This window comes from Stenotrophomonas sp. 22692, assembly GCF_052045015.1.
Taxonomy (GTDB): Bacteria; Pseudomonadota; Gammaproteobacteria; order Xanthomonadales; family Xanthomonadaceae; genus Stenotrophomonas; species Stenotrophomonas geniculata.
The window spans coordinates 174,650-192,592 of record NZ_JBQEMR010000002.1; the positions used below are offsets into that span (position 1 = coordinate 174,650).

21 protein-coding genes are annotated in these 17,943 nt (G+C 68.0%); 14 read left to right on the forward strand and 7 right to left on the reverse strand.

What is annotated here, in order from left to right; translation table 11 throughout:
• The first annotated feature begins 10 nt into the window (after positions 1-10).
• From mdcC to ACTJJM_RS03120, 8 genes are all read left to right on the forward strand, one after another.
• Complete coding sequence (mdcC, locus tag ACTJJM_RS03085; RefSeq protein WP_440865136.1) at positions 11-331, forward strand: malonate decarboxylase acyl carrier protein; 321 nt, start codon at positions 11-13, stop codon at positions 329-331.
• Positions 328-1,236 (forward strand): biotin-independent malonate decarboxylase subunit beta, encoded by a 909-nt coding sequence (locus tag ACTJJM_RS03090; protein ID WP_440865137.1) that lies wholly within the window; start codon positions 328-330, stop codon positions 1,234-1,236. Before mdcC ends, ACTJJM_RS03090 begins: the two co-directional genes overlap by 4 nt.
• Before the next feature lie 2 nt (positions 1,237-1,238).
• On the forward strand, positions 1,239-1,943 hold the full coding sequence (gene mdcE / locus ACTJJM_RS03095) for a biotin-independent malonate decarboxylase subunit gamma (protein ID WP_049413545.1): 705 nt from the start codon (positions 1,239-1,241) through the stop codon (positions 1,941-1,943).
• The gene (mdcG, locus tag ACTJJM_RS03100) at positions 1,936-2,577 is read left to right on the forward strand and encodes a malonate decarboxylase holo-[acyl-carrier-protein] synthase (protein ID WP_053442662.1); all 642 of its coding nucleotides are present in this window, start codon (positions 1,936-1,938) and stop codon (positions 2,575-2,577) included. The genes mdcE and mdcG overlap by 8 nt, the downstream gene beginning before the upstream one ends.
• The gene (gene mdcB, locus ACTJJM_RS03105) at positions 2,574-3,431 is read left to right on the forward strand and encodes a triphosphoribosyl-dephospho-CoA synthase MdcB (RefSeq protein WP_164190757.1); all 858 of its coding nucleotides are present in this window, start codon (positions 2,574-2,576) and stop codon (positions 3,429-3,431) included. Before mdcG ends, mdcB begins: the two co-directional genes overlap by 4 nt.
• Entirely contained in the window at positions 3,428-4,348 is a 921-nt protein-coding gene (gene mdcH, locus ACTJJM_RS03110) for a malonate decarboxylase subunit epsilon (protein ID WP_100448004.1), read from the forward strand. The genes mdcB and mdcH overlap by 4 nt, the downstream gene beginning before the upstream one ends.
• A 97-nt stretch (positions 4,349-4,445) precedes the next feature.
• On the forward strand, positions 4,446-5,813 hold the full coding sequence (locus tag ACTJJM_RS03115; protein WP_313269222.1) for an SLC13 family permease: 1,368 nt from the start codon (positions 4,446-4,448) through the stop codon (positions 5,811-5,813).
• Between the two features lie 56 nt (positions 5,814-5,869).
• On the forward strand, positions 5,870-6,589 hold the full coding sequence (locus tag ACTJJM_RS03120) for a GntR family transcriptional regulator (protein WP_019336976.1): 720 nt from the start codon (positions 5,870-5,872) through the stop codon (positions 6,587-6,589).
• 110 nt (positions 6,590-6,699) lie between these two features.
• Here the strand turns inward: ACTJJM_RS03120 and ACTJJM_RS03125 are convergent, their stop codons facing one another.
• Complete coding sequence (locus tag ACTJJM_RS03125; protein ID WP_049413512.1) at positions 6,700-7,032, reverse strand: hypothetical protein; 333 nt, start codon at positions 7,030-7,032, stop codon at positions 6,700-6,702.
• 151 nt (positions 7,033-7,183) lie between these two features.
• Here ACTJJM_RS03125 and ACTJJM_RS03130 point away from each other — a divergent pair, with 151 nt between their 5' ends.
• Positions 7,184-8,131 (forward strand): nucleoside hydrolase, encoded by a 948-nt coding sequence (locus ACTJJM_RS03130; protein ID WP_440865138.1) that lies wholly within the window; start codon positions 7,184-7,186, stop codon positions 8,129-8,131.
• Between the two features lie 4 nt (positions 8,132-8,135).
• Here the strand turns inward: ACTJJM_RS03130 and ACTJJM_RS03135 are convergent, their stop codons facing one another.
• From ACTJJM_RS03135 to ACTJJM_RS03160, 6 genes are all read right to left on the reverse strand, one after another.
• Positions 8,136-9,395 (reverse strand): MFS transporter, encoded by a 1,260-nt coding sequence (locus ACTJJM_RS03135; RefSeq protein ID WP_440865139.1) that lies wholly within the window; start codon positions 9,393-9,395, stop codon positions 8,136-8,138.
• A gap of 78 nt (positions 9,396-9,473) precedes the next feature.
• Positions 9,474-10,487 (reverse strand): hypothetical protein, encoded by a 1,014-nt coding sequence (locus ACTJJM_RS03140; RefSeq protein ID WP_019336972.1) that lies wholly within the window; start codon positions 10,485-10,487, stop codon positions 9,474-9,476.
• Between the two features lie 83 nt (positions 10,488-10,570).
• Positions 10,571-11,884, reverse strand: coding sequence for a sensor histidine kinase (locus ACTJJM_RS03145; protein ID WP_440865140.1), 1,314 nt, complete (start codon positions 11,882-11,884; stop codon positions 10,571-10,573).
• The gene (locus ACTJJM_RS03150) at positions 11,881-12,621 is read right to left on the reverse strand and encodes a response regulator (protein WP_010483437.1); all 741 of its coding nucleotides are present in this window, start codon (positions 12,619-12,621) and stop codon (positions 11,881-11,883) included. The genes ACTJJM_RS03145 and ACTJJM_RS03150 overlap by 4 nt, the downstream gene beginning before the upstream one ends.
• A gap of 57 nt (positions 12,622-12,678) precedes the next feature.
• A complete protein-coding gene (locus ACTJJM_RS03155; protein ID WP_019336971.1) occupies positions 12,679-13,224 on the reverse strand; it encodes a redoxin family protein in 546 nt (181 codons plus the stop codon).
• A 3-nt stretch (positions 13,225-13,227) separates the two neighbouring features.
• Positions 13,228-14,022 carry an alpha/beta fold hydrolase gene (locus tag ACTJJM_RS03160; RefSeq protein WP_010483441.1) on the reverse strand — a complete coding sequence of 265 codons (795 nt, stop codon included), beginning with the start codon at positions 14,020-14,022 and terminating at the stop codon, positions 13,228-13,230.
• Between the two features lie 294 nt (positions 14,023-14,316).
• On the opposite strand from ACTJJM_RS03160, the gene ACTJJM_RS03165 reads away from it, so the two are divergent.
• The 5 genes from ACTJJM_RS03165 to ACTJJM_RS03185 all read left to right on the forward strand — a co-directional run bounded on the left by ACTJJM_RS03165 (position 14,317) and on the right by ACTJJM_RS03185 (position 17,887).
• A complete protein-coding gene (locus ACTJJM_RS03165; protein ID WP_010483443.1) occupies positions 14,317-14,961 on the forward strand; it encodes an HvfX family Cu-binding RiPP maturation protein in 645 nt (214 codons plus the stop codon).
• Positions 14,962-15,060: 99 nt separating this feature from the next.
• On the forward strand, positions 15,061-15,537 hold the full coding sequence (locus ACTJJM_RS03170) for an HvfA family oxazolone/thioamide-modified RiPP metallophore (RefSeq protein WP_010483445.1): 477 nt from the start codon (positions 15,061-15,063) through the stop codon (positions 15,535-15,537).
• A gap of 55 nt (positions 15,538-15,592) precedes the next feature.
• The gene (locus ACTJJM_RS03175) at positions 15,593-16,438 is read left to right on the forward strand and encodes an HvfB family MNIO-type RiPP peptide maturase (protein ID WP_010483448.1); all 846 of its coding nucleotides are present in this window, start codon (positions 15,593-15,595) and stop codon (positions 16,436-16,438) included.
• Positions 16,431-17,165, forward strand: a complete 735-nt coding sequence (locus ACTJJM_RS03180) for an HvfC family RiPP maturation protein (RefSeq protein ID WP_329766766.1) — start codon at positions 16,431-16,433, stop codon at positions 17,163-17,165. Before ACTJJM_RS03175 ends, ACTJJM_RS03180 begins: the two co-directional genes overlap by 8 nt.
• 83 nt (positions 17,166-17,248) lie before the next feature.
• Positions 17,249-17,887, forward strand: a complete 639-nt coding sequence (locus ACTJJM_RS03185; RefSeq protein ID WP_049413541.1) for a ferric reductase-like transmembrane domain-containing protein — start codon at positions 17,249-17,251, stop codon at positions 17,885-17,887.
• The last annotated feature ends 56 nt before the right edge of the window (positions 17,888-17,943 follow it).

The following is a 17,943-nucleotide window of genomic DNA, read 5'->3' on the forward strand; positions in this document are numbered from 1 at the left end:
GGGGCTGAGCATGGAAACCCTCGACTATCGATTCGAAGGACACACTGCGGTGCAGTTTCCGCGCGATGCGGTGCTGGTCGGCGTGCTGGCCTCGGGCAACCTGGAAATCCTGCTGGAGCCGGCCGCACTGGACGGCGCAATGACGGTGCGCATCATTACCGCCGCGCAGGGCTTCGGGAACGTGTGGCAAGCGGTGATCAGCGACTTCGCAGAGCGTCATCCGCTGCGCGATGTACGCATCTCGATCAACGATGCGGGTGCAACTCCGGCGGTGGTCAGCCTGCGACTGGACCAGGCCGTGGAAACCCTGCTGGCCGGAGGCACGCCATGAGCCACGTGCAACGCCACAGCTATTACGAAGCCGATGCACGCGAACGCATCGGCGGCCTGGTCGATGCCGGTTCGTTCCGCGAATTCCTCGGCCCCGCACGGCGCGTGATGAGCCCGCACCTGGCCCAGCTCGACCAGCCGGCTGCCTTCGACGATGGCATCGTCGTCGGCGAAGCCACGCTGCAGGGAAGACGCGTGCTGCTGGCCGCACAGCAGGGTGAATTCATGGGCGGCGGCGTGGGCGAGGTGCATGGCGCCAAGTTGACCGGGCTGCTGCGCCGTGCGGCGGCGACCCGCCCTGACGGTGTGCTGCTCCTGCTCGACACCGGCGGCGTGCGCCTGCACGAAGCCAATGCAGGGCTCATCGCCATTTCCGAGATCATGCGCGCCACCCTGGACGCGCGTGCAGCGGGCGTGCCGGTGATCGCGCTGATCGGCAGCGGTAACGGCGCCTTCGGCGGCATGGGCATCGTGGCCCGCTGCTGCAGCACGGTCATCATGTCCGAAGAAGGACGCCTGTCGCTGTCCGGGCCGGAAGTGATCGAGACCGTGCGTGGCGTGGAAGAGTTCGATTCCCGCGACCGCGCACTGGTCTGGCGCGTGACCGGTGGCAAGCACCGCTACCTGATCGACCAGGCACAGGTGCTGGTACCCGATGCCATCGAGGCCTTCGCGCATGCGGCATTCGATGCGCTGCAGCCCGATACCCGCAGCATCGATCCAGTGACTGCACTGGCCGCGCTGCAGGAACGCCATGTGGCATTGAAGGCGCGCGTGCAGGCCTGGAGCGATTGCCGCGATGGCCTGGAGATCTGGGCGCGGCTGGGCATTCCCCACCCCGAACGCCTGCCACTGCTCGACACCGATGAGTTCCTTATCGCCACCGCCGACCGGAGCCTGCCATGAGCATGCAACTGCAGAGCCTGCTCGATGCCCTGTTCCCGCAGGGGCATGCGATTGCGGTGAACGATTCGGTGCTGACCGGCAGCGCTACCACCGAGGACGGCGAGGTGACCGTGATCGGTACCGCCGACAAACTCGAAGTCGGCGTGGACCACGCACTGGCACTGGCCGGGATGGTGCTGGCCAGCACCCGCGCACATCCTCAGCGGCCGATCGTGATGCTGGTGGATACCGCCGGCCAGCGCCTGGCGCGGCGCGACGAACTGCTTGGCATCAATGGTTACTTTGCGCATCTCGCGCAGACGCTCGATCTGGCACGCCGCCGTGGTGCGCAACTGGTCACGCTGGTCTACGGTGAATCCGTCAGTGGCGGCTTCCTCTCATTCGGTCTGATGGCCGACCACATCCACGCCCTGCCCGATGCACAGGTGCGGGTGATGGACCTGCGCGCGATGGCACGGGTGACCAAGCAGCCGCTGGAGAAGCTGCAGTCGCTCAGCCAGACCTCACCGGTGTTCGCACCGGGCGTGGAAAACTATGTAGCGATGGGTGCGGTGGACTCGATCTGGAACGGCAACCTGGCCGCCCACCTGCTGCAGGCACTGCGCACGCCCGCCGATGGCGACCGCCGCGCCGTGCGCGGAGCCGAACGTGGCGGGCGCATGCTGGCCGCACGCGTGGCTGCTGCCGTGAGCCAGGGCGATGCCTGAGCGGCTGCCCCGCCATACGCTGGTCTGGCTGTCAGCGCACGCCGGCTGGCAGGCGGACATTGCCGCGCATGAGTCGCGCTTGGCCGATTGGTTTTCGCAGGGCCGGCCGGCCATTGTCGCGCGACGTGCCGCCGATGATGCGGACCCCCGCCTGCGTCTGGGCGTGCCGCTACCGCCCGTCGAGGGCAAACTGCGCCTGGCCCTGCGCGTACCAGCACACGATGTGCTGCGCACCGCGCCGCCGCCGACACTTCAGACGGTGCTGGAAGGCGACGTTCCACAGGACTGGCAGCGGCCCCTTGAAGTGCTGCAGAACATCGCTGGGGCGCGCGTAATCGGTGCCTTCGCGTGGCAGCACCTCACTGGCCTGCGCTATGTGCACGCGCGCTCGGACGTCGATCTGCTGTGGCCGATCGACAGCACCGCGCAGGCCGATGCCCTGGCTGCACGGCTACAGGCATGGGAAGCCGAACACGACCGGCGGGTCGATGGCGAGCTGTGCCTGGGCGGCGATGCCGCCGTGAACTGGCGCGAGTACGCCGGACGCAGCCGCGAGGTACTGGTCAAGCGCCTCGATGGTGCCGCACTGGAACCACGCGAGGCATTGTTCGCCTCCGCCGGGGTGAGCGCATGAACGCCGTCGCGCAACCGGCGGTGAGGCCGGCAGCTGCCGTGGACACCGCGCGTCTGGGGCGCCTCGCCGTCGCCAGCCTGCATGCGGAGCTGGCGCTGGCGCCCAAGCCCGGACTGGTCACGCCCTTCGACACCGGCAGCCATCACGACATGGACGCCGGCACGTTCCTGCGCAGCCTGTTCGCGCTGCGCCACTATTTCACCGCCGTGGCATACCTCGGTGCAGCCGGGGCGGACTTCGACGCCTTGCGCCGGTGTGGCATCGCCGCCGAAACCGCGATGCTGCGCGCGACCGCCGGCATCAATACCCACCGTGGCGCGGTCTTCAGTCTCGGCCTGCTGGTGGCGGCCGCCGCGGCCTGTCGCTCCCACCTGGGCCATGCCGCCACGGGTGAGCAAGTCTGCCAGGAAGTGCGCCGTTGGGCTGCCGAGCTCGCCGGCGCACCTCTGGATGCGAACAGCCCTGGCCAGCGCGCGCGCGCGCGGCACGGCGTGCAAGGTGTGCGCGAACAAGCGGCCACCGGCTACCCGCTGCTGCGCGACGTGGCACTGCCTACCCTGCGCCACGCACTGGCCAGCGGCCTGCCACGCGAGGCCGCGATGTGCCAGACCCTGATGCAGCTGATCGCGTGCGTGGATGACCTCAACCTGCTGCACCGTGGCGGCGCCGACGGCCTGCGCTGGGCCCAGCGGCAGGCGCGCCGTTTTCTGCGGGACGGCGGTACCTTCGTACCCGGCTGGCAGGCACGCCTGCACGGCATCGGTGAGCGCTTCGTCGCACGCCGCCTGAGCCCTGGTGGCAGTGCTGATCTGCTTGCCTGCAGCTGGTTCCTGCTGCAGCAGGAGGGCGTATGAGCCTTGCCCTGCTCTGCCCCGGGCAAGGCGCGCAGCACGCCGCGATGTTCGAGCGCGTGCGCGATCTGCCTGCCGCGCACAACGTACTTGAGGCTGCCAGCGCAGTGCTTGGACGCGATGTGTTCGCGGCGGCCGCTGACGAATCGCGCTTCGGCAATGCGCTCGCACAGCCCCTGCTGTGTGCAGCCAGCCTCGCGCACTGGCAGGGACTTCGCGAAGCAGTGCCAGCGCCGGTGCTGGTGGCCGGCTACAGCATCGGTGAACTGGCGGCGCATGTGGTTGCCGGCAGCGTTGATGCGAGCACCTGCCTGAGCCTGGCCGCGCAGCGCGCGCGGCTGATGGATGCCGCCAGCCCTGCCGATGCAGGCATGCAGGCCGTGCTGGGGCTGGAGCGCCATACCCTGCAGCCGCTGTGTGATGCACACGGCGCACATGTGGCCATCGCCAACGGCCGCGATCACTTCATCGTCGGCGGCACGCAGGCCGCTCTGCAGGCGCTGGCCGATGACGCTCGCGCGCAGGGTGCGGAGATCCGCCCGCTGCCGGTGCATGTGCCCGCGCATACGCCGCTGCTCCGCTCTGCTGTCGCAGCGTTCGCCGCCGCACTCGATGCCTCGGCGCTGCAGGGCCCACGCCTGCCGCTGCTGGCCGGCATCGATGCGCGTCCGGTGCGGGATCGCGCAACGGCGGTCCACACGCTGTCGTTGCAACTGGCGCAGACCATCGAGTGGGCGCAGGTGATGCGCCAGGCCTACGAGCGCGGTGCGCGGGTGTTCCTGCAGCTGGGCCCGGGCAATGCCTTGGCCCGCATGGTCGCGTCCGATTATCCGTGCTGCGAGGTGCGCGCGGTGGAGGAATTCCAGAGCCTTGACGGCGCGGCGGGCTGGGTCCGCAACGCGCTGGAGCGGCTGCAGTAACGGGTTCGAGCAGTACGCAACACGCAGTACGTCGCCTTACCCCGGGATGGCGGGTCTCCATCCGCGCTGTACGTGAGTCACGTGTCTGGGAGGGCGCATGAGTCCACAAATCGCAACGATCATCGGCCTGGTGATCATGTTCATCATCGCCACCGCTCTACCGATCAACATGGGTGCCGTCGCCTTCGCGCTGGCCTTCATCATCGGTGGGCTGTGGGTCGACATGGGCGGCAAGGAGGTCCTGGCCGGCTTTCCCGGCGATCTGTTCCTGACCCTGGTTGGCATCACCTACCTGTTCGCCATCGCGCAGAAGAACGGTACCATCGACCTGCTGGTGCACTGGGCGGTGAAAGCGGTACGCGGCCATATCGTGGCCATTCCGTGGGTGATGTTCGTCATCACCGCGGTCCTCACCGCCTTCGGCGCGCTCGGTCCGGCCGCGGTGGCGATCATCGGGCCGGTCGCGCTGCGCTTTGCCAAGCAATACAACATCAACCCGCTGATGATGGGCCTGCTGGTCATCCACGGTGCGCAGGCCGGCGGCTTCTCGCCCATCAGCGTGTACGGCAGCATCACCAACGGCGTGGTGCAGAAGGCCGGGCTGGAAGTGACCGAGATGGCGGTGTTCCTGACCAGCCTGGGCTTCAACTTCATGATGGCCACGATCTGCTTCTTCGCTTTCGGTGGCGTCGCCCTGCTGCGGCGTGGCTCGATCACCGCAGCAGGAACGATCGGCACTGCCGAACTGGCGATGGCCGGTGGCCCGCAGGCGTCGTCGCGCCAGTTCGCGATCGAAGGCCATGGCGCGCTGGTCGCAGCAGGCGGCGGCACGCTCAGCAATGATCCGGCGGCACTGGACGCGGTGGGCCTGACCCGCGAGCGGTTGTTCACCCTGATCGGCCTGCTCGGCCTGGGCGTGGCCGCGTTGATCTACAACCTCAACGTCGGCCTGGTCTCGATCACCGTGGCGGTGGCGCTGGCGCTGTTGTCGCCACAAAGCCAGAAGGGTGCGGTCGATGGCATCAGCTGGTCCACCGTGCTGCTGATCTGCGGCGTGGTGACCTACATCGGCGTGCTGGAACATGCCGGCGCGGTGGACTTCATCGGCAACGGCGTGTCCGACATCGGCATTCCGCTGCTGGGCGCGCTGCTGGTCTGCTACGTCGGCGGCATCGTCTCCGCATTCGCCTCCTCGGCGGCGGTACTGGGCGCCACGATTCCGCTGGCGGTGCCGTTTCTGATGCAGGGCCACCTCAGCGCCGCCGGCGTGATCTGCGCGCTGGCGGTGTCGTCCACCATCGTCGATGTCAGCCCGTTCTCCACCAATGGCGCACTGGTGGTGGCCTCGGCCGCGAAGGAAGAGCGCGAGACCCTGTTCCGCCGCTTCCTGGTGTACAGCGGTCTGGTGGTCGCGCTGGGGCCGCTGCTGGCCTGGCTGGTGTTCGTGGTGCCCGGCTGGATGTAACCGTCGAACGGTCGTGCCGGCCACTGGTCGGCACGACCTGGCGTTACACTCTGCGCATGGCTATTGCCCCTGCCCCGCGGTCACCGAAGAAGCGCGCACCTCTGTACGAAGAGGTGGCCGAACACGTGCGCGAACGCATCTATGACTATCGCCTGCCGCCGGGCGAGTGGATCGACGAGCCCGCGCTGTGCGAAGAACTGGGCATCAGCCGCACACCGCTGCGCGAGGCCCTGAAGCTGCTGGCCGCTGAAGGCCTGGTGCAGATCGATGCGGGTCGTGGCAGCAGGGTCACGCGACTGACGCTGGAAGACCTCAACCAGCTGTTTCCGGTGATGGCGATGCTGGAAGGCCGCTGCGCGCACGAGGCGGTGAAGCACATCGACGATGCCGGTGTGCAGCAGCTGGAAGACCTGCATGCAGCAATGGAGACGGCAGCGGCCGAAGGCAACATCGCCGAGTACTACCGCAACAACTACCTCATCCACGAAACCGTGCAGCACTATGCCGGCAACCCGTGGCTGATCCGCATCACCCACGACCTGCACCGCATCCTGAAGATGCACCGTGGCCGCCAGCTGCTGACTCCGGGCCGTACCGCGCAGTCGCTGGCCGAGCACCGCGAACTGATGGAGTGTTTCCGCAGGCGCGATGCCGCCGCCGCCGAACGCACCATGGAGCGCCACCTGCTCAGCCAGGGCCAGGCGCTGGCCGCCTATGTCGCGGCAGGCGGGTTGTTGAATGTGCCGGCGCCGCTGCCGACCGAAGGCGGCGGCTGAGCGGGCCGTCGTCGCTTTTGTAGAGTCGAGCCATGCTCGACTGCTTTTCGACCAGGCACCGCGGCGTTGGAGCGAAGTGCAGTCGAGCAAGGCTCGACTCTACAGAGACCTCAATCGCTGCAGCTGCCACCACCACCGTCACTGCTGCCGCCGTCGCTTCCACAGTCGGAACTGCTGTGGTTGTGCTGGCTGTAGTTGTCGCCGGAATACCCGCCCGAGTAATCGTAGGCACCGCCGAGACCGTTGTCCCCCCGGCTTCCCGAGCCATCGGCCGTGGCCACCGCCATGCACAGGATTGCGCCCACCAGCGGCAGCAGCCAGATCAGCAGCAACTGCACCGTCCGGCCGCCCGCCGACAGGCCATCACGCTTGACGATCACCACGGTAGCCACCACGTTCAGGCCCAGCACCAGCAGGACCAGCAGAAGGGCAACGATCAGCATGCGGCGACTCCGTGCCTGGACTGGGGGCATTATGGCCCGCCGCGCCGGCATTGGCCCTGCCTGTCATGAAGATGGGACAATGTAGGGCGCGCCGGCCTGTCTCCGGGCCGCCGGCGCCCCCCGCACCACACGGAAGAAGAAGAACAACAACATGCTGAAAGTCATTTTCGATACCGACCCGGGCGTCGACGACGCCCTGGCCCTGCTGTACCTGCACAAGCACGCCCAGATCGACCTGATCGGCGTCACCACCACCTTCGGCAATGCCTCGGTGGAGTCGACCACGCACAATGCGCTGTACCTGAAGCAGGCCTGGGGCTTTGCCGCCCCGGTCGCGCGCGGTGCCGGTGGCCCGCTGCAGCCGGAAGCCACCCCGGAAGCCTGGCCGGTGCACATCCACGGCCACAACGGCCTGGGCAACCACCCGGTGCCGGCCGAACTGGACCTGACCGCCGACGCGCGCCCCGCCCACCAGCTGATCATCGACCTGGTCCGCGCCCATCCGGGCGAGGTGACCCTGGTCGCCGTGGGCCGCATGACCAACCTGGCCCTGGCCCTGCAGCAGGCACCGGACATCGCCGGCCTGGTGCGCGGCGTGGTGCTGATGGGCGGCGCCTTCCACGTCAACGGCAACATCACCCCGACCGCCGAGGCCAACATCTGGGGCGATGCCGAAGCAGCCGATGTGGTGTTCACCACCGATTGGCCGGTCACCGCGATCGGCTTGGACGTGACCACCCGCGTGGAAATGGACCGTGACGGCCTGGATAAGCTGGCCGCACTCGGCGGCGCCGACGCCGAGCTGGTCCGTGCACTGTCGCAGGACTACGTGGACTTCTACCTGCAGGCCGGCCACAAGGGCATGGTCGTGCACGACTGCTGCGCCTGCATTGCCCTGACCCGTCCGGAGCTGTTCCAGTTCGAGCGTGCCAGCGTGCGCGTGGCCACCGACGGCGTTGCCCGTGGCATGACCATTCCGAAGCCGGAAGGCATGGGCTTCGGCCCCAGCGTGTGGGATGGCCACGTGCTGCAGTCCGTCGCCATCGGCGTGGATGCGGCCGCGGTACTGGCCGACATCGAGCAGACCCTGAAGGTCTGATCGGCTAGCGTCTGGCCCTGCCTGGGACGGTCTCGGGCAGGGTCCACAGCACCGGAAGCACCAGCACTGCCACCAGCGCGATCATCGCGCCCGGTGCCGCCGCCCAGCCGCTGCGTTCCACCCACCATTGCGCCAGCCAAGGCGTCGCGCCGCCGAACACCGCGGTGGCCATGGTCACACCCAGTGCCAACCCGCTGACCCGGCCTTCGCCCGGGAACTGCTCGGCCGTGGCCGGGGCCGCGACCGCACTGACACCACCGGCCACGCAGGCCAGCAGCACGGCGGCCAGCGCGATGCCCAGCGCCGTCGCCTGCGCCATCCACGCGAACAGGGACAGCGGCAGCAGCGCTGCCAGCACGGTCAGGCCCAGCAGCACCGGCCGTCGTCCGACGCGGTCGGACAATGCGCCGCACAGTGGCGTGATCGCGATCACCGCCACTGCCGCAATCGTCGACAGCCACAGCGCATCGGCTTCGTCATGACCCTGCGCATGCAGGAACGACGGCACGTAGGTGATGCCCACGTAGTAGGTGATCGAGCCCAGCGCCGAGATCGCGAAGGTGCGCGCCACTGCTGCGGGATGGTTGCGGAGCACATGCCGCAGCGGCGTGGCGGGAATGCTGCCCTCGCGCTGCTGGCGCTCGAACTCAGGCGATTCACGCATGCCCGACCGCGCAACCAGGATCACCAGTGCCAGCGCGGCACCGAAGAAGAACGGAATGCGCCAGCCCCAGCTGTCCAGCTGCGCGGTGGGCAGCAGCGCGACCGTGAGCGCGGAAATCGCCACCGCCAGCAGCGCCCCCACTTCGCTGGCTGCCGACGCCAGCGAGGTCACCAGGCCTCGTCGCCGCACGGGTGCGCTTTCCAGCAGGTAGGCCACCACGCCGGTGTATTCGCCGCCCACCGAAAACGCCATCACGCAGCGCAGTACCAGCAGCAGCGCGCCCGCCGTGGTGCCTGCGGTGGCCGCGGTTGGCAGCAGCGCAGTGGCCAGCATTGCCGCCGCCATCAACGCCATCGAAGCCAGCAGCATCCAGCGCCGGCCCAGGCGGTCGCCCAGGTGGCCGAAGCACAGCGCGCCCAGTGGACGCATCAGGTAGGACACCGCGAAGCCGGCAAGCGTGACGAGCAGCGCCTGCTCGCCACCACCGAAGAACACCCGCGACAACACCGTGGCGAAGTACAGGTACAGGGTGAAGTCGTACCACTCCACCACCGTGGACAGGCCGGCCACCCACATCGAGCGCTGCCGCGCCGCGGTCATTGCTTGTTCGCCTTCAACAGCCTCGTTCCCGTGGGTGCAGGTTCCTGGCAGGGTGTCACGACCCGGGTGAAATGCCGGTCATCGGCCATCCATCGGCTGCATGTACTGCGTCTCGTGCCCGGTGAAGCGCTCACCATCAAAGCCAAAGCAGAACCGCCCTTCCTCGAACGCGCGATAGACAAGCAACGCGCCATCCAGGCAGAACTGCTGCCGGTCTACGCCCGTTTCCAGGGTTCCGTAGCGGATGGCGTCTCCGCCCTTCTCCGCTGGCCCGGTGAAGGCATCGATCGGCAATGGCGTGGCGCGTCCGGTGCGGGTGTCGACCAGCACCACCGAGCGCTGGAAGAACCCGGGGCGATCATCGACCTGCACCAGCAGGTAGTGCTGGTTGAAGTTGGGCTTTTCGTTCCTGAGGGCTTCCTCGATGCGCGCCACGTGCTGCGCATCGCAGAAATCGATCGGGCTGTAGCGATAGCTGCATCCGTCGTGGTCGTAGGGCAGGTTCATGCCGGAATAGCTCACGCCTGCCTGGTCGCCCAGGTCGTCTCCCGGTTCCGGCGTGCTGCACAGCAGCCACGAGCGCTGTGCATCCTCGGGATCGGCCATCAATTTCGGCTCGCGTCCCGCCTCGTAGGCCGCACCACCCGGGAAATCCTGCCCGAACTGATGGCGGACAATCGAGCGTGCCCTCTCCAGCGGCAGGCCGATCTTCGCACCACGGAATGAAACGAACGTCATCGTCGGAAGGATCACCTCCTCCACCGGCAATCCTTTCCATTGCCCCCGCACGCAGAACGTGGCGATCTCGTTTTCCTCATCCACCTTGCAGGGTGTCGACGCGTCCTCGGCCAGCCAGGGATGGGCCGGACGCCCAGTCTGATGATCGATGTACCAGCCGTCCAGCGCGCAGGTCGGCAAGGCATCGAGGAGCGGAGAGAGGTCTGTTGCCGTGGCCGGGGCGGCAAGCGATGTGCCCGCTGCGGGTGTCCCGGTCAGCGCATCCGGTGTGCGCTGACATGCGGCCAGCACGAGTAGACCGACCAGCAGCGCGACGTGGCGCGCACGCTGGATTGAATGCTGCGTTCCCTGCATTGCGTGTTTCCTGGTTTCGACACCCGCTAGATGATCGCCGATCCCGAGGCCATGCAGGTGCGTGGATGTATTGACCCCGCCAGTTACCCCGGCAGCTGCAATTCGGCCCGCAGGCCACCGCCCTCACGGTTGTGCAGCCGCAGCGAGCCGCCCAGCGACTGCGCCAGCTGCACGGCGATGGCCAGACCCAGCCCGGTGCCGCCGGTATCGCGGTTGCGTGAGCTTTCCAGCCGATGGAACGGTGCCAGCACCGCCTGCAGCTGGTCCTCCGGGATGCCGGGGCCGCGGTCGGACACGCTGATCCACGGCCGGCCTGCTGCATCGCGCCCCGCCTCGATCTCGGCACTACCGGCGTAGCGCAACGCGTTGTCGACCAGGTTGCCGACCACCCGCCGCAGCGGCTGCGGCCAGGTCTGCACGGTCAGGCCTGTGGGTGCGCCACCACTGACCGCCTTGCCCATGTCTTCATAGTCGCCCACCACGCTGGCCAGGAACGCGCCAAGATCCATCGCCACTGGCGCGCCACTGGCCACGTGGCTGCTGCGCGCGTAGGCCACGCCTTCGCGCACCAGTTGCCCCAGGTGGTCCAGGTCATCCAGCAGGCGCTGCTGGGTGGCATCTTCGGGCCGGGTTTCCACGCGCAGCTTCATGCGCGTGATCGGCGTCTGCAGATCGTGCGAGATGGCCGCCAGAATCTGCAGCCGCTCGCTGACATGGCCACGGATCCGCGCCTGCAGTGCATTGAGCGCGGCTGCGGCCGTGCCCACTTCGGCGGGGCCGTCTTCGGGCAGCATCGGTGCGTCCTTGCCAGGCTGCAGTTGCTCGACGGCGTGCGAGAGCTGCCGCAGCGGGCGCAATGCCAGCCGCACCGCCAGCCAGGCGCATACCAGCAGCAGGGCCAGCTGCACCAGCAGCACGGCCGGCAGCCAGCGCGCCAGCGGCAGGCCCGACGGTGTGACTTCGATGGTCAACGGTGAACCGTCGTGCAGGCGCAGCTCCACTTCAAAACGTTCCGGCAGCCGTGCCACCTGCCGCGCCTGCAGCGGATAGCGGTGTTCCAGACTGTCATCGATGATGGCGGTGACCTGGCGCGCACGATCGGTTTCCAACGCCGGGCCGGCCTGTGCCGGGCGCAACAGGTAACGGTACGTGCGCCGCTCCAACCGCGGCACCCAGGCCTGGCGCTGGTCGGCCGGCAGGTGTTCCAGCAGGGCCACGCTCACTGCTGCATCCTCGTCCAGGTTGCGCAGCATCATGCTGCGGGTGGACTGGTAGCGTTCGTAGAACAACAGGCCGAAGGACAGCGCATGGGCCAGGATCAAACCGCCCAGCAGCACCAGCAGCAGGCGCGCCGACAGCGTGCGCGGCCACGGCAGGCGGCGCGCGCGGGCGTTCATTCCTCCGGCCCCAGCAGCTGCACCGGCACGCTGAACACGTAGCCTTCGCTGCGCACGGTCTTGATGTAGGTGGGCTCACGCGCGTCATCGCCCAGGCGCTGGCGCACGCGGCTGACCAGGAGATCGATGGAACGATCGAACAGTTCTGCATCACGGCCCTGGGTAAGGCTGAGCAGCTGGTCGCGGCTGAGCACACGGTTGGCGTGGTCGAGAAACACGCGCAGCAGTCGGAATTCCGCACCGCTGAGCGGATAGGCGGTGTCCTGCGCATCCAGCAGATGGCGGGCAGTGGTATCCAAGCGCCAGTCGCCGAAGGCCAACTGGCGGCCGGCTTCACTCACCTGCAGGTTCGGCGGCAGCATCTGCGTGCGCCGGATCACCGCATTGATGCGCGCCAGCAGTTCGCGTGAGGAGAACGGCTTGGTCACGTAGTCATCGGCGCCCATTTCAAGGCCGATGATGCGGTCGGTTTCGTCGTCGCGGGCGGTCAGCAGCACCACCGGCACCGCGCGATGCTTGCCGGCACGCAGGTTGCGGCACAGGCTCAACCCGTCCTCGCCGGGCATCATCACGTCCAGCACCACCAGGTCCACCGCGTGGGTGTCCATCAGCGCGCGCATCGCACGGCCGCCATCGGCCTGGCTGACGCGCAGGCCGTTGCGCTGCAGGTAGTCGGCCAGCATCTGGCGGATCTCGCTGTCATCGTCGACGACAAGGATGTGCGGTACGTGGTTCATTGCGTTCTCGATGAAGACGGAGGTCAAGGCCGCGCGGCGCGGCCATGGTAGCGCGGCTCAGGGGCTGGCCAGCAGGCGCTGGATCTCGCTTTCGGTACGTGCGTAATCGCCTTCACCGTAGTGGCGGTAGACCACCCTGCCCTGCCGGTCGACCAGGTAAAGCGCCGGCCAGAAGCGGTTGCCCCAGGCGTTCCAGATCCGGTACTGGTTGTCCTGCACCACCGGCCAGGTGATATCCAGCCGCGCGATGGCCTTGCGCACATTGCCGGGCAGGCCTTCGTAGGCGAACTCCGGAGTATGCACGCCGATCACCTGCAGGCCCTGCCGCGCGTAACGTGCATGCCACTGGTGCACATGCGGTGCCACGTTGAGGCAGTTGCTGCAGGCGTAGGTCCAGAACTCGACCAGCACCACCTGCCCACGCAGTTGATTCAACGCGAGCGGTGGGCTGTTGTGCCAGGGCCCGCCGCCATCGAACCCGGCAGCAGGAGCGGCCTGCGCCGGATGCGCACCGGCCTCCGGGCTGGGCAAGGCCATCAGCAGCGCCGCCCCACCCAGCAGGCCCAGCAGCAACGGCAGTACATACACACGCAGCGCGCCCATCGTTCAGCCTCCCTGCTCGGCCAGCGGCAGTTCGGCCGGCTTCACGCCTGCGGCTTCCAGAATGCTGTCAGCCACCTGAGCCGGGTGCGAGAGCAGCGACACATGGCTGCTGCCGATCGATTGCAGCTGCGCGCCAATGCGCTTTGCGGTGGCCGCCTGCAGTTGCGGCGACAACATGCGGTCGTCACGGCTGAGCACGTACCAGCTCGGCTTGCTGCGCCACGCGGCCACAGTGACGGACTCACCCAGCGCGCTGGCCTTCAATGGCACCTGCGTGCTGTACAACAGTGCAGCGGTCTTCTTCATCACATCCGGTGCGAAGTCCTGGGCGATGGCGTCGGCTGGCAGGGTCAGGTAGCCGTCCTTCTCCTGCAGGCGCGTCAGGCCCGGGCCGACCGGATAGCCCTCGCCCTGCTGTGCCGATGACTGCCCGGCATCCGGTGCGAATGCGGCCACGTACACCAGCGCCTGCACCTTGGGATCGTTGCCCGCTTCGGTGATGACCGTGCCGCCCCAGCTGTGGCCGACCAGCACGACCTTGCCCGGTGCGGCGGCAATCGCGCGACGGGTGGCGGCCACATCGTCGGCCAGCGAGGTGAGCGGGTTCTGCACGGCCACCGCAGGCAGTTTCCAGTCATGCAGGGTGGTGATGACCTTGTTCCAGCTGGAGCCATCGGCGAAGGCACCGTGGACCAGGATGACGGTGGGCGCGGCGCCGGCATCGGCCTCGGCGGCGAATGCCGGCGTCGCGACGCCGGCAAGGGCGAGGGCAGCGGCGAGCAGGGTGGTGCGGATCATGGGTGGCACTCCGGTGTTGGGAGTGTCCATTTCCGCCTGGGGGTGTATCGGCGCTGTTTCGCTGCGAGGCAGAGTTGTACCGGACTGTAGGGCGGCGGCGGATTTCTACAGTTGGATACATTCGGCCGCTGGGCATGGCCCGGCGAACGCCCGACGCGGCGTCTTTGTATCTGACTGTACGAACCCCCTGACACAGCCACAGTCGCTGACAAAACCCCGGGCAACAGCACACGTTGCCGATACCTGCGTGGCTCGGAATGGCCTCCATCGACCACTGGCCCGCAGGACACTCCCATGATCAGCTCCGCTTCTTCCGTGTATACACCCCGCCTGGACGCCGTCGGCCGCTGGCTCTCGCCATTGGCGCTGCGCGCCCTGCTGGCCTGGGAGTTCTTTGAATCGGGCCGCGAGAAGCTGGGCGGACAGAACTGGTTCGCCGACCTGGAAGGGCGTTTCCCGTTCCCGTTCTCCACCCTGCCTGCGTCACTCAACTGGCAGCTGGCCACCTGGCTGGAACTGGTGGGCGCGGTGATGCTGCTGCTGGGCCTGGCCACGCGCTCGGTGGCCTACATCTTCTGGGTGCTGACCCTTGTTGCCATCGCTGCCGTGCACTGGCCGGACCAATGGAACAGCCTGGGTGAGCTGTGGCAGGGCTACGCAATCACCGACCAGGGCTACGGCAACTTCAAGCTGCCGCTGCTGTTCCTGGCCATGCTGCTGCCGCTGATCCTCAACGGCGGCGGTGCACTCAGCCTGGACCGCCTGCTGGCCGGCCCGCAGCGCGCCGCGGCGGGCAACGACGGCCTCGGCTGGGGCGTGAGCCTGATCGCCCTGCTGCTGCCGGTCGCCGCGCTGCTGCCCGGTATCGGTTTCGGTGGCGCACTACTCGGCGGCGCCCTGCTGCTGGGTTACCGACTGCGCCGTCGCCGCAACGCCTGATCCGCTTAACCCCTTCCCGCGCTTCTTCCCTTCGTTTCCGTCGCCTTCAAGCGGCGTCCATCCCGCACGCCCTGCGTGCCCATCCAAGGAGTCATCACCATGTCCGTCTCGACCAAGAACACCGCTGCTTCCCGTCTGCCGCGCATCGGCGCCATCGGCATCGCCCTGGCCGGTGGCCTGCTGCTGGCCGGCCAGGCGGCCGCGATCCAGCCACTGGCCATCGGTGCCGTGGCCATGAGCGCCGCCGCCGAAGGCAAGTGCGGTGAAGGCAAGTGCGGCGCCAACAAGGCCGCCACTGGCAAGCCTGCCGCCAAGGCCAAGGTGGCCGAAGGCCAGTGTGGCGAAGGCAAGTGCGGCGACGCTTCGTTTGCCCGCACCGACCGTGACCACGACGGCCGGGTCTCGCGTGCCGAGTTCAACGCCGTGGCGGCCAAGCGCGCCGCTGAATTCGACCGCATCGACACCGACCACGACGGCTACATCAGCGAACAGGAGGCGCACGACTACCTGCGCAGTGTCTACACCGCCAACGGCAAACCGATGCCGAAGGGCCTGTTCTCCCGCGTCAACGACTGATCGTTCCCCCCGGCGCCGCCGCCACGGCGGCGCCACTGCCCTGGAGTACCGTCGCATGCGCTTGCCCCTGCCTTCCGCCAGTGCCGGTCTCGGCTTGCGCCGTGGCCTGATCGATGAACTGCTGGCGATGCCGGCCGATGCCATCGACTTCCTCGAAGTGTCGCCGGACAACTGGATCGGAGTTGGCGGTGCCCACGGCGCCGCGCTGCGCCAGCTGAGTGAGCGCCACCGCCTGACCTGCCACGGCCTGTCGCTGTCGCTGGGAGGGCCGGACCCGCTGGACCGCACCCTGCTGACGCAGACCCGCGCGTTCCTCGACCTGCACCAGGTGCAGCTGTACAGCGAACACCTGAGCTACTGCGCCGCCGGCGGCCATGTCTATGACCTGCTGCCGCTGCCGTTCACCACTGAGGCCGTGCATCACGTTGCCGGTCGCATCCGCCAGGTGCAGGACACACTGGGCCGGCGCATCGCCGTGGAGAACATCTCCTACTACGCCGTGCCAGGCGCGGACATGAGCGAGATCGACTTCATCACTGCAGTGCTGGCCGAGGCCGACTGCGACCTGCTGCTGGACGTCAACAATGTCTTCGTCAACGCCTGCAACAACGGCTACGACGCCTTCGATTTCCTGGCACGCGTGCCGGCGCATCGCGTCGCCTCGCTGCACGTGGCCGGCCACTTCGACGAAGACGATGGCTTCAAGATCGACACCCACGGCGCGCCGGTGAAGGGCGTGGTCTGGGCGCTGCTGGGGGAGGCCTATGCGCGTGTCGGCGTGCGCCCCACCCTGCTGGAGCGCGATTTCAACTTCCCGCCTTTGGCCGAGCTGCTGGCCGAGGTGGAGCAGATCCGCCACGCGCAGGCCGATGTGCTGCCGCCCGAGGTGGCCCATGGCTGAGCCGCTGGCCACCCTGCAGCAGCGCTGGGCCGACCATGTACGCGACCCATCGATGCCCGCGCCTGAGGGCATCGATGCACGGCGGATGGCGGTCTACCGCCGCCTCTGCATCGACAGCCTGGACAGCCTGCTGGCAGGCAGCCTGCCGCGCCTGCAGGCGCAACTGGGTGATGCCTGCTGGCGCGACACCGTGGAGCACTACTACGCGCGGCATGCCTGCCATACCCCGCTGTTCCCGCAGATCGCCGGCGAATTCGCCGCGTGGCTGGGCGTGCAGGCAGACCTCGCGCTGCCGGGCTGGGTGGCGGAACTGGCGCATTACGAAAGCACGCAGCAGGCACTGCACATTGAAGCGCGGGACACCGGCCAGCAGCCGTTGCATGCGCCACAGGCAGGCAGCGTGCTGGCGCTGTCTCCACTGGTGCGGGTGCTGGGCTACCAGTGGCCTGTGCATGAGGACGCCGGCCAGAACGGTGCGCCTACCACGATGCCGACGTTGCTGCTGCTGCGACGCCTGGGTGACTTCAGCCTGCAGGTGCAGGAACTTTCACCGCTGGCATATGCGCTGCTGTCGGCGTTCGGCGATGACGGCGCCCGTGCGGAAGACGCGCTGCAGGTACTGGCCGATCTTCATGGCGTGGCCGCCGACGAACTACGCACAGCCTGCATTCCGCTGCTGGGCGACCTGTGCGCGGCCGGCGTGCTGGTTGTGCCGAACGACTGTTGAAGGCGCCGGCCAGCGGCCGGCACTCCCCATTCCTTGGCCGGCCAGAGGCCGGTGCCACCCATTTCCTGATTCGAGGTTTGATCATGGCTGTTTCCAATACGTCCTCCCTGCACGGCTGGCGCCTGTTCGTGGCCATCGCCGTGGTCCTGATCGCCTTCGCACTGGCGGCGTTCACCCTGCAGCCCGACGTGGTCGAGGGCAGCCGCGCGGCGATCCGGGTGACGGCACGCACATCGTTCCTGCTGTTCCTGGTCGCCTTCACCGCATCCTCGTTCGCCAGCCTGCTGCCCGGCCCGTTCACCCGCTTCCTGCTGCGCGAGCGTCGCATCGTCGGCCTGTCGTTCGCGTTCTCGCACCTGCTGCATGCGGTGGCGATCACCGCCTTCGGCATCCTCAACCCCGCGTTCTGGCCGGCGCGCTCAGCCCTGGCCAACCTGCCGGGCACGATCGGCTATGTAGCCATCCTCGCCCTGGCCATCACCTCGCATCGTGGCATCGCCCGCCGCATGGGTCCCACTGCGTGGCGTCGCCTGCACGTGACCGGCATGTGGATCATCGCCGCAGTGTTCACCTATTCGTACTTCAAGCGCGTGCCCGGCAACTTCTGGTACGCGGTGCCCTCCGCGTTGCTCTTCACCGCCGTCGTGGTGCGTGCGATCGCCAAGCGGGCGCAGTCGCTGCGGCGCGATGCGCATGCGCGGCCGCCGCTGCGGAGTTCTTGAGGAGGCGGTTACCTGTAGAGCCGAGCCCATGCTCGGCTGCCTCTGGTTCAGCCGAG

Bases quoted from the DNA above. Each gene is read 5' to 3' on its own strand.
- mdcC (WP_440865136.1), top strand. From the start codon at position 11: ATGGAAACCCTCGACTATCGATTCGAAGGACACACTGCGGTGCAGTTT.
- ACTJJM_RS03090 (WP_440865137.1), top strand. From the start codon at position 328: ATGAGCCACGTGCAACGCCACAGCTATTACGAAGCCGATGCACGCGAA.
- mdcE (WP_049413545.1), top strand. From the start codon at position 1,239: ATGCAACTGCAGAGCCTGCTCGATGCCCTGTTCCCGCAGGGGCATGCG.
- mdcG (WP_053442662.1), top strand. From the start codon at position 1,936: ATGCCTGAGCGGCTGCCCCGCCATACGCTGGTCTGGCTGTCAGCGCAC.
- mdcB (WP_164190757.1), top strand. From the start codon at position 2,574: ATGAACGCCGTCGCGCAACCGGCGGTGAGGCCGGCAGCTGCCGTGGAC.
- mdcH (WP_100448004.1), top strand. From the start codon at position 3,428: ATGAGCCTTGCCCTGCTCTGCCCCGGGCAAGGCGCGCAGCACGCCGCG.
- ACTJJM_RS03115 (WP_313269222.1), top strand. From the start codon at position 4,446: ATGAGTCCACAAATCGCAACGATCATCGGCCTGGTGATCATGTTCATC.
- ACTJJM_RS03120 (WP_019336976.1), top strand. From the start codon at position 5,870: ATGGCTATTGCCCCTGCCCCGCGGTCACCGAAGAAGCGCGCACCTCTG.
- ACTJJM_RS03125 (WP_049413512.1), bottom strand. From the start codon at position 7,032: ATGCTGATCGTTGCCCTTCTGCTGGTCCTGCTGGTGCTGGGCCTGAAC.
- ACTJJM_RS03130 (WP_440865138.1), top strand. From the start codon at position 7,184: ATGCTGAAAGTCATTTTCGATACCGACCCGGGCGTCGACGACGCCCTG.
- ACTJJM_RS03135 (WP_440865139.1), bottom strand. From the start codon at position 9,395: ATGACCGCGGCGCGGCAGCGCTCGATGTGGGTGGCCGGCCTGTCCACG.
- ACTJJM_RS03140 (WP_019336972.1), bottom strand. From the start codon at position 10,487: ATGCAGGGAACGCAGCATTCAATCCAGCGTGCGCGCCACGTCGCGCTG.
- ACTJJM_RS03145 (WP_440865140.1), bottom strand. From the start codon at position 11,884: ATGAACGCCCGCGCGCGCCGCCTGCCGTGGCCGCGCACGCTGTCGGCG.
- ACTJJM_RS03150 (WP_010483437.1), bottom strand. From the start codon at position 12,621: ATGAACCACGTACCGCACATCCTTGTCGTCGACGATGACAGCGAGATC.
- ACTJJM_RS03155 (WP_019336971.1), bottom strand. From the start codon at position 13,224: ATGGGCGCGCTGCGTGTGTATGTACTGCCGTTGCTGCTGGGCCTGCTG.
- ACTJJM_RS03160 (WP_010483441.1), bottom strand. From the start codon at position 14,022: ATGATCCGCACCACCCTGCTCGCCGCTGCCCTCGCCCTTGCCGGCGTC.
- ACTJJM_RS03165 (WP_010483443.1), top strand. From the start codon at position 14,317: ATGATCAGCTCCGCTTCTTCCGTGTATACACCCCGCCTGGACGCCGTC.
- ACTJJM_RS03170 (WP_010483445.1), top strand. From the start codon at position 15,061: ATGTCCGTCTCGACCAAGAACACCGCTGCTTCCCGTCTGCCGCGCATC.
- ACTJJM_RS03175 (WP_010483448.1), top strand. From the start codon at position 15,593: ATGCGCTTGCCCCTGCCTTCCGCCAGTGCCGGTCTCGGCTTGCGCCGT.
- ACTJJM_RS03180 (WP_329766766.1), top strand. From the start codon at position 16,431: ATGGCTGAGCCGCTGGCCACCCTGCAGCAGCGCTGGGCCGACCATGTA.
- ACTJJM_RS03185 (WP_049413541.1), top strand. From the start codon at position 17,249: ATGGCTGTTTCCAATACGTCCTCCCTGCACGGCTGGCGCCTGTTCGTG.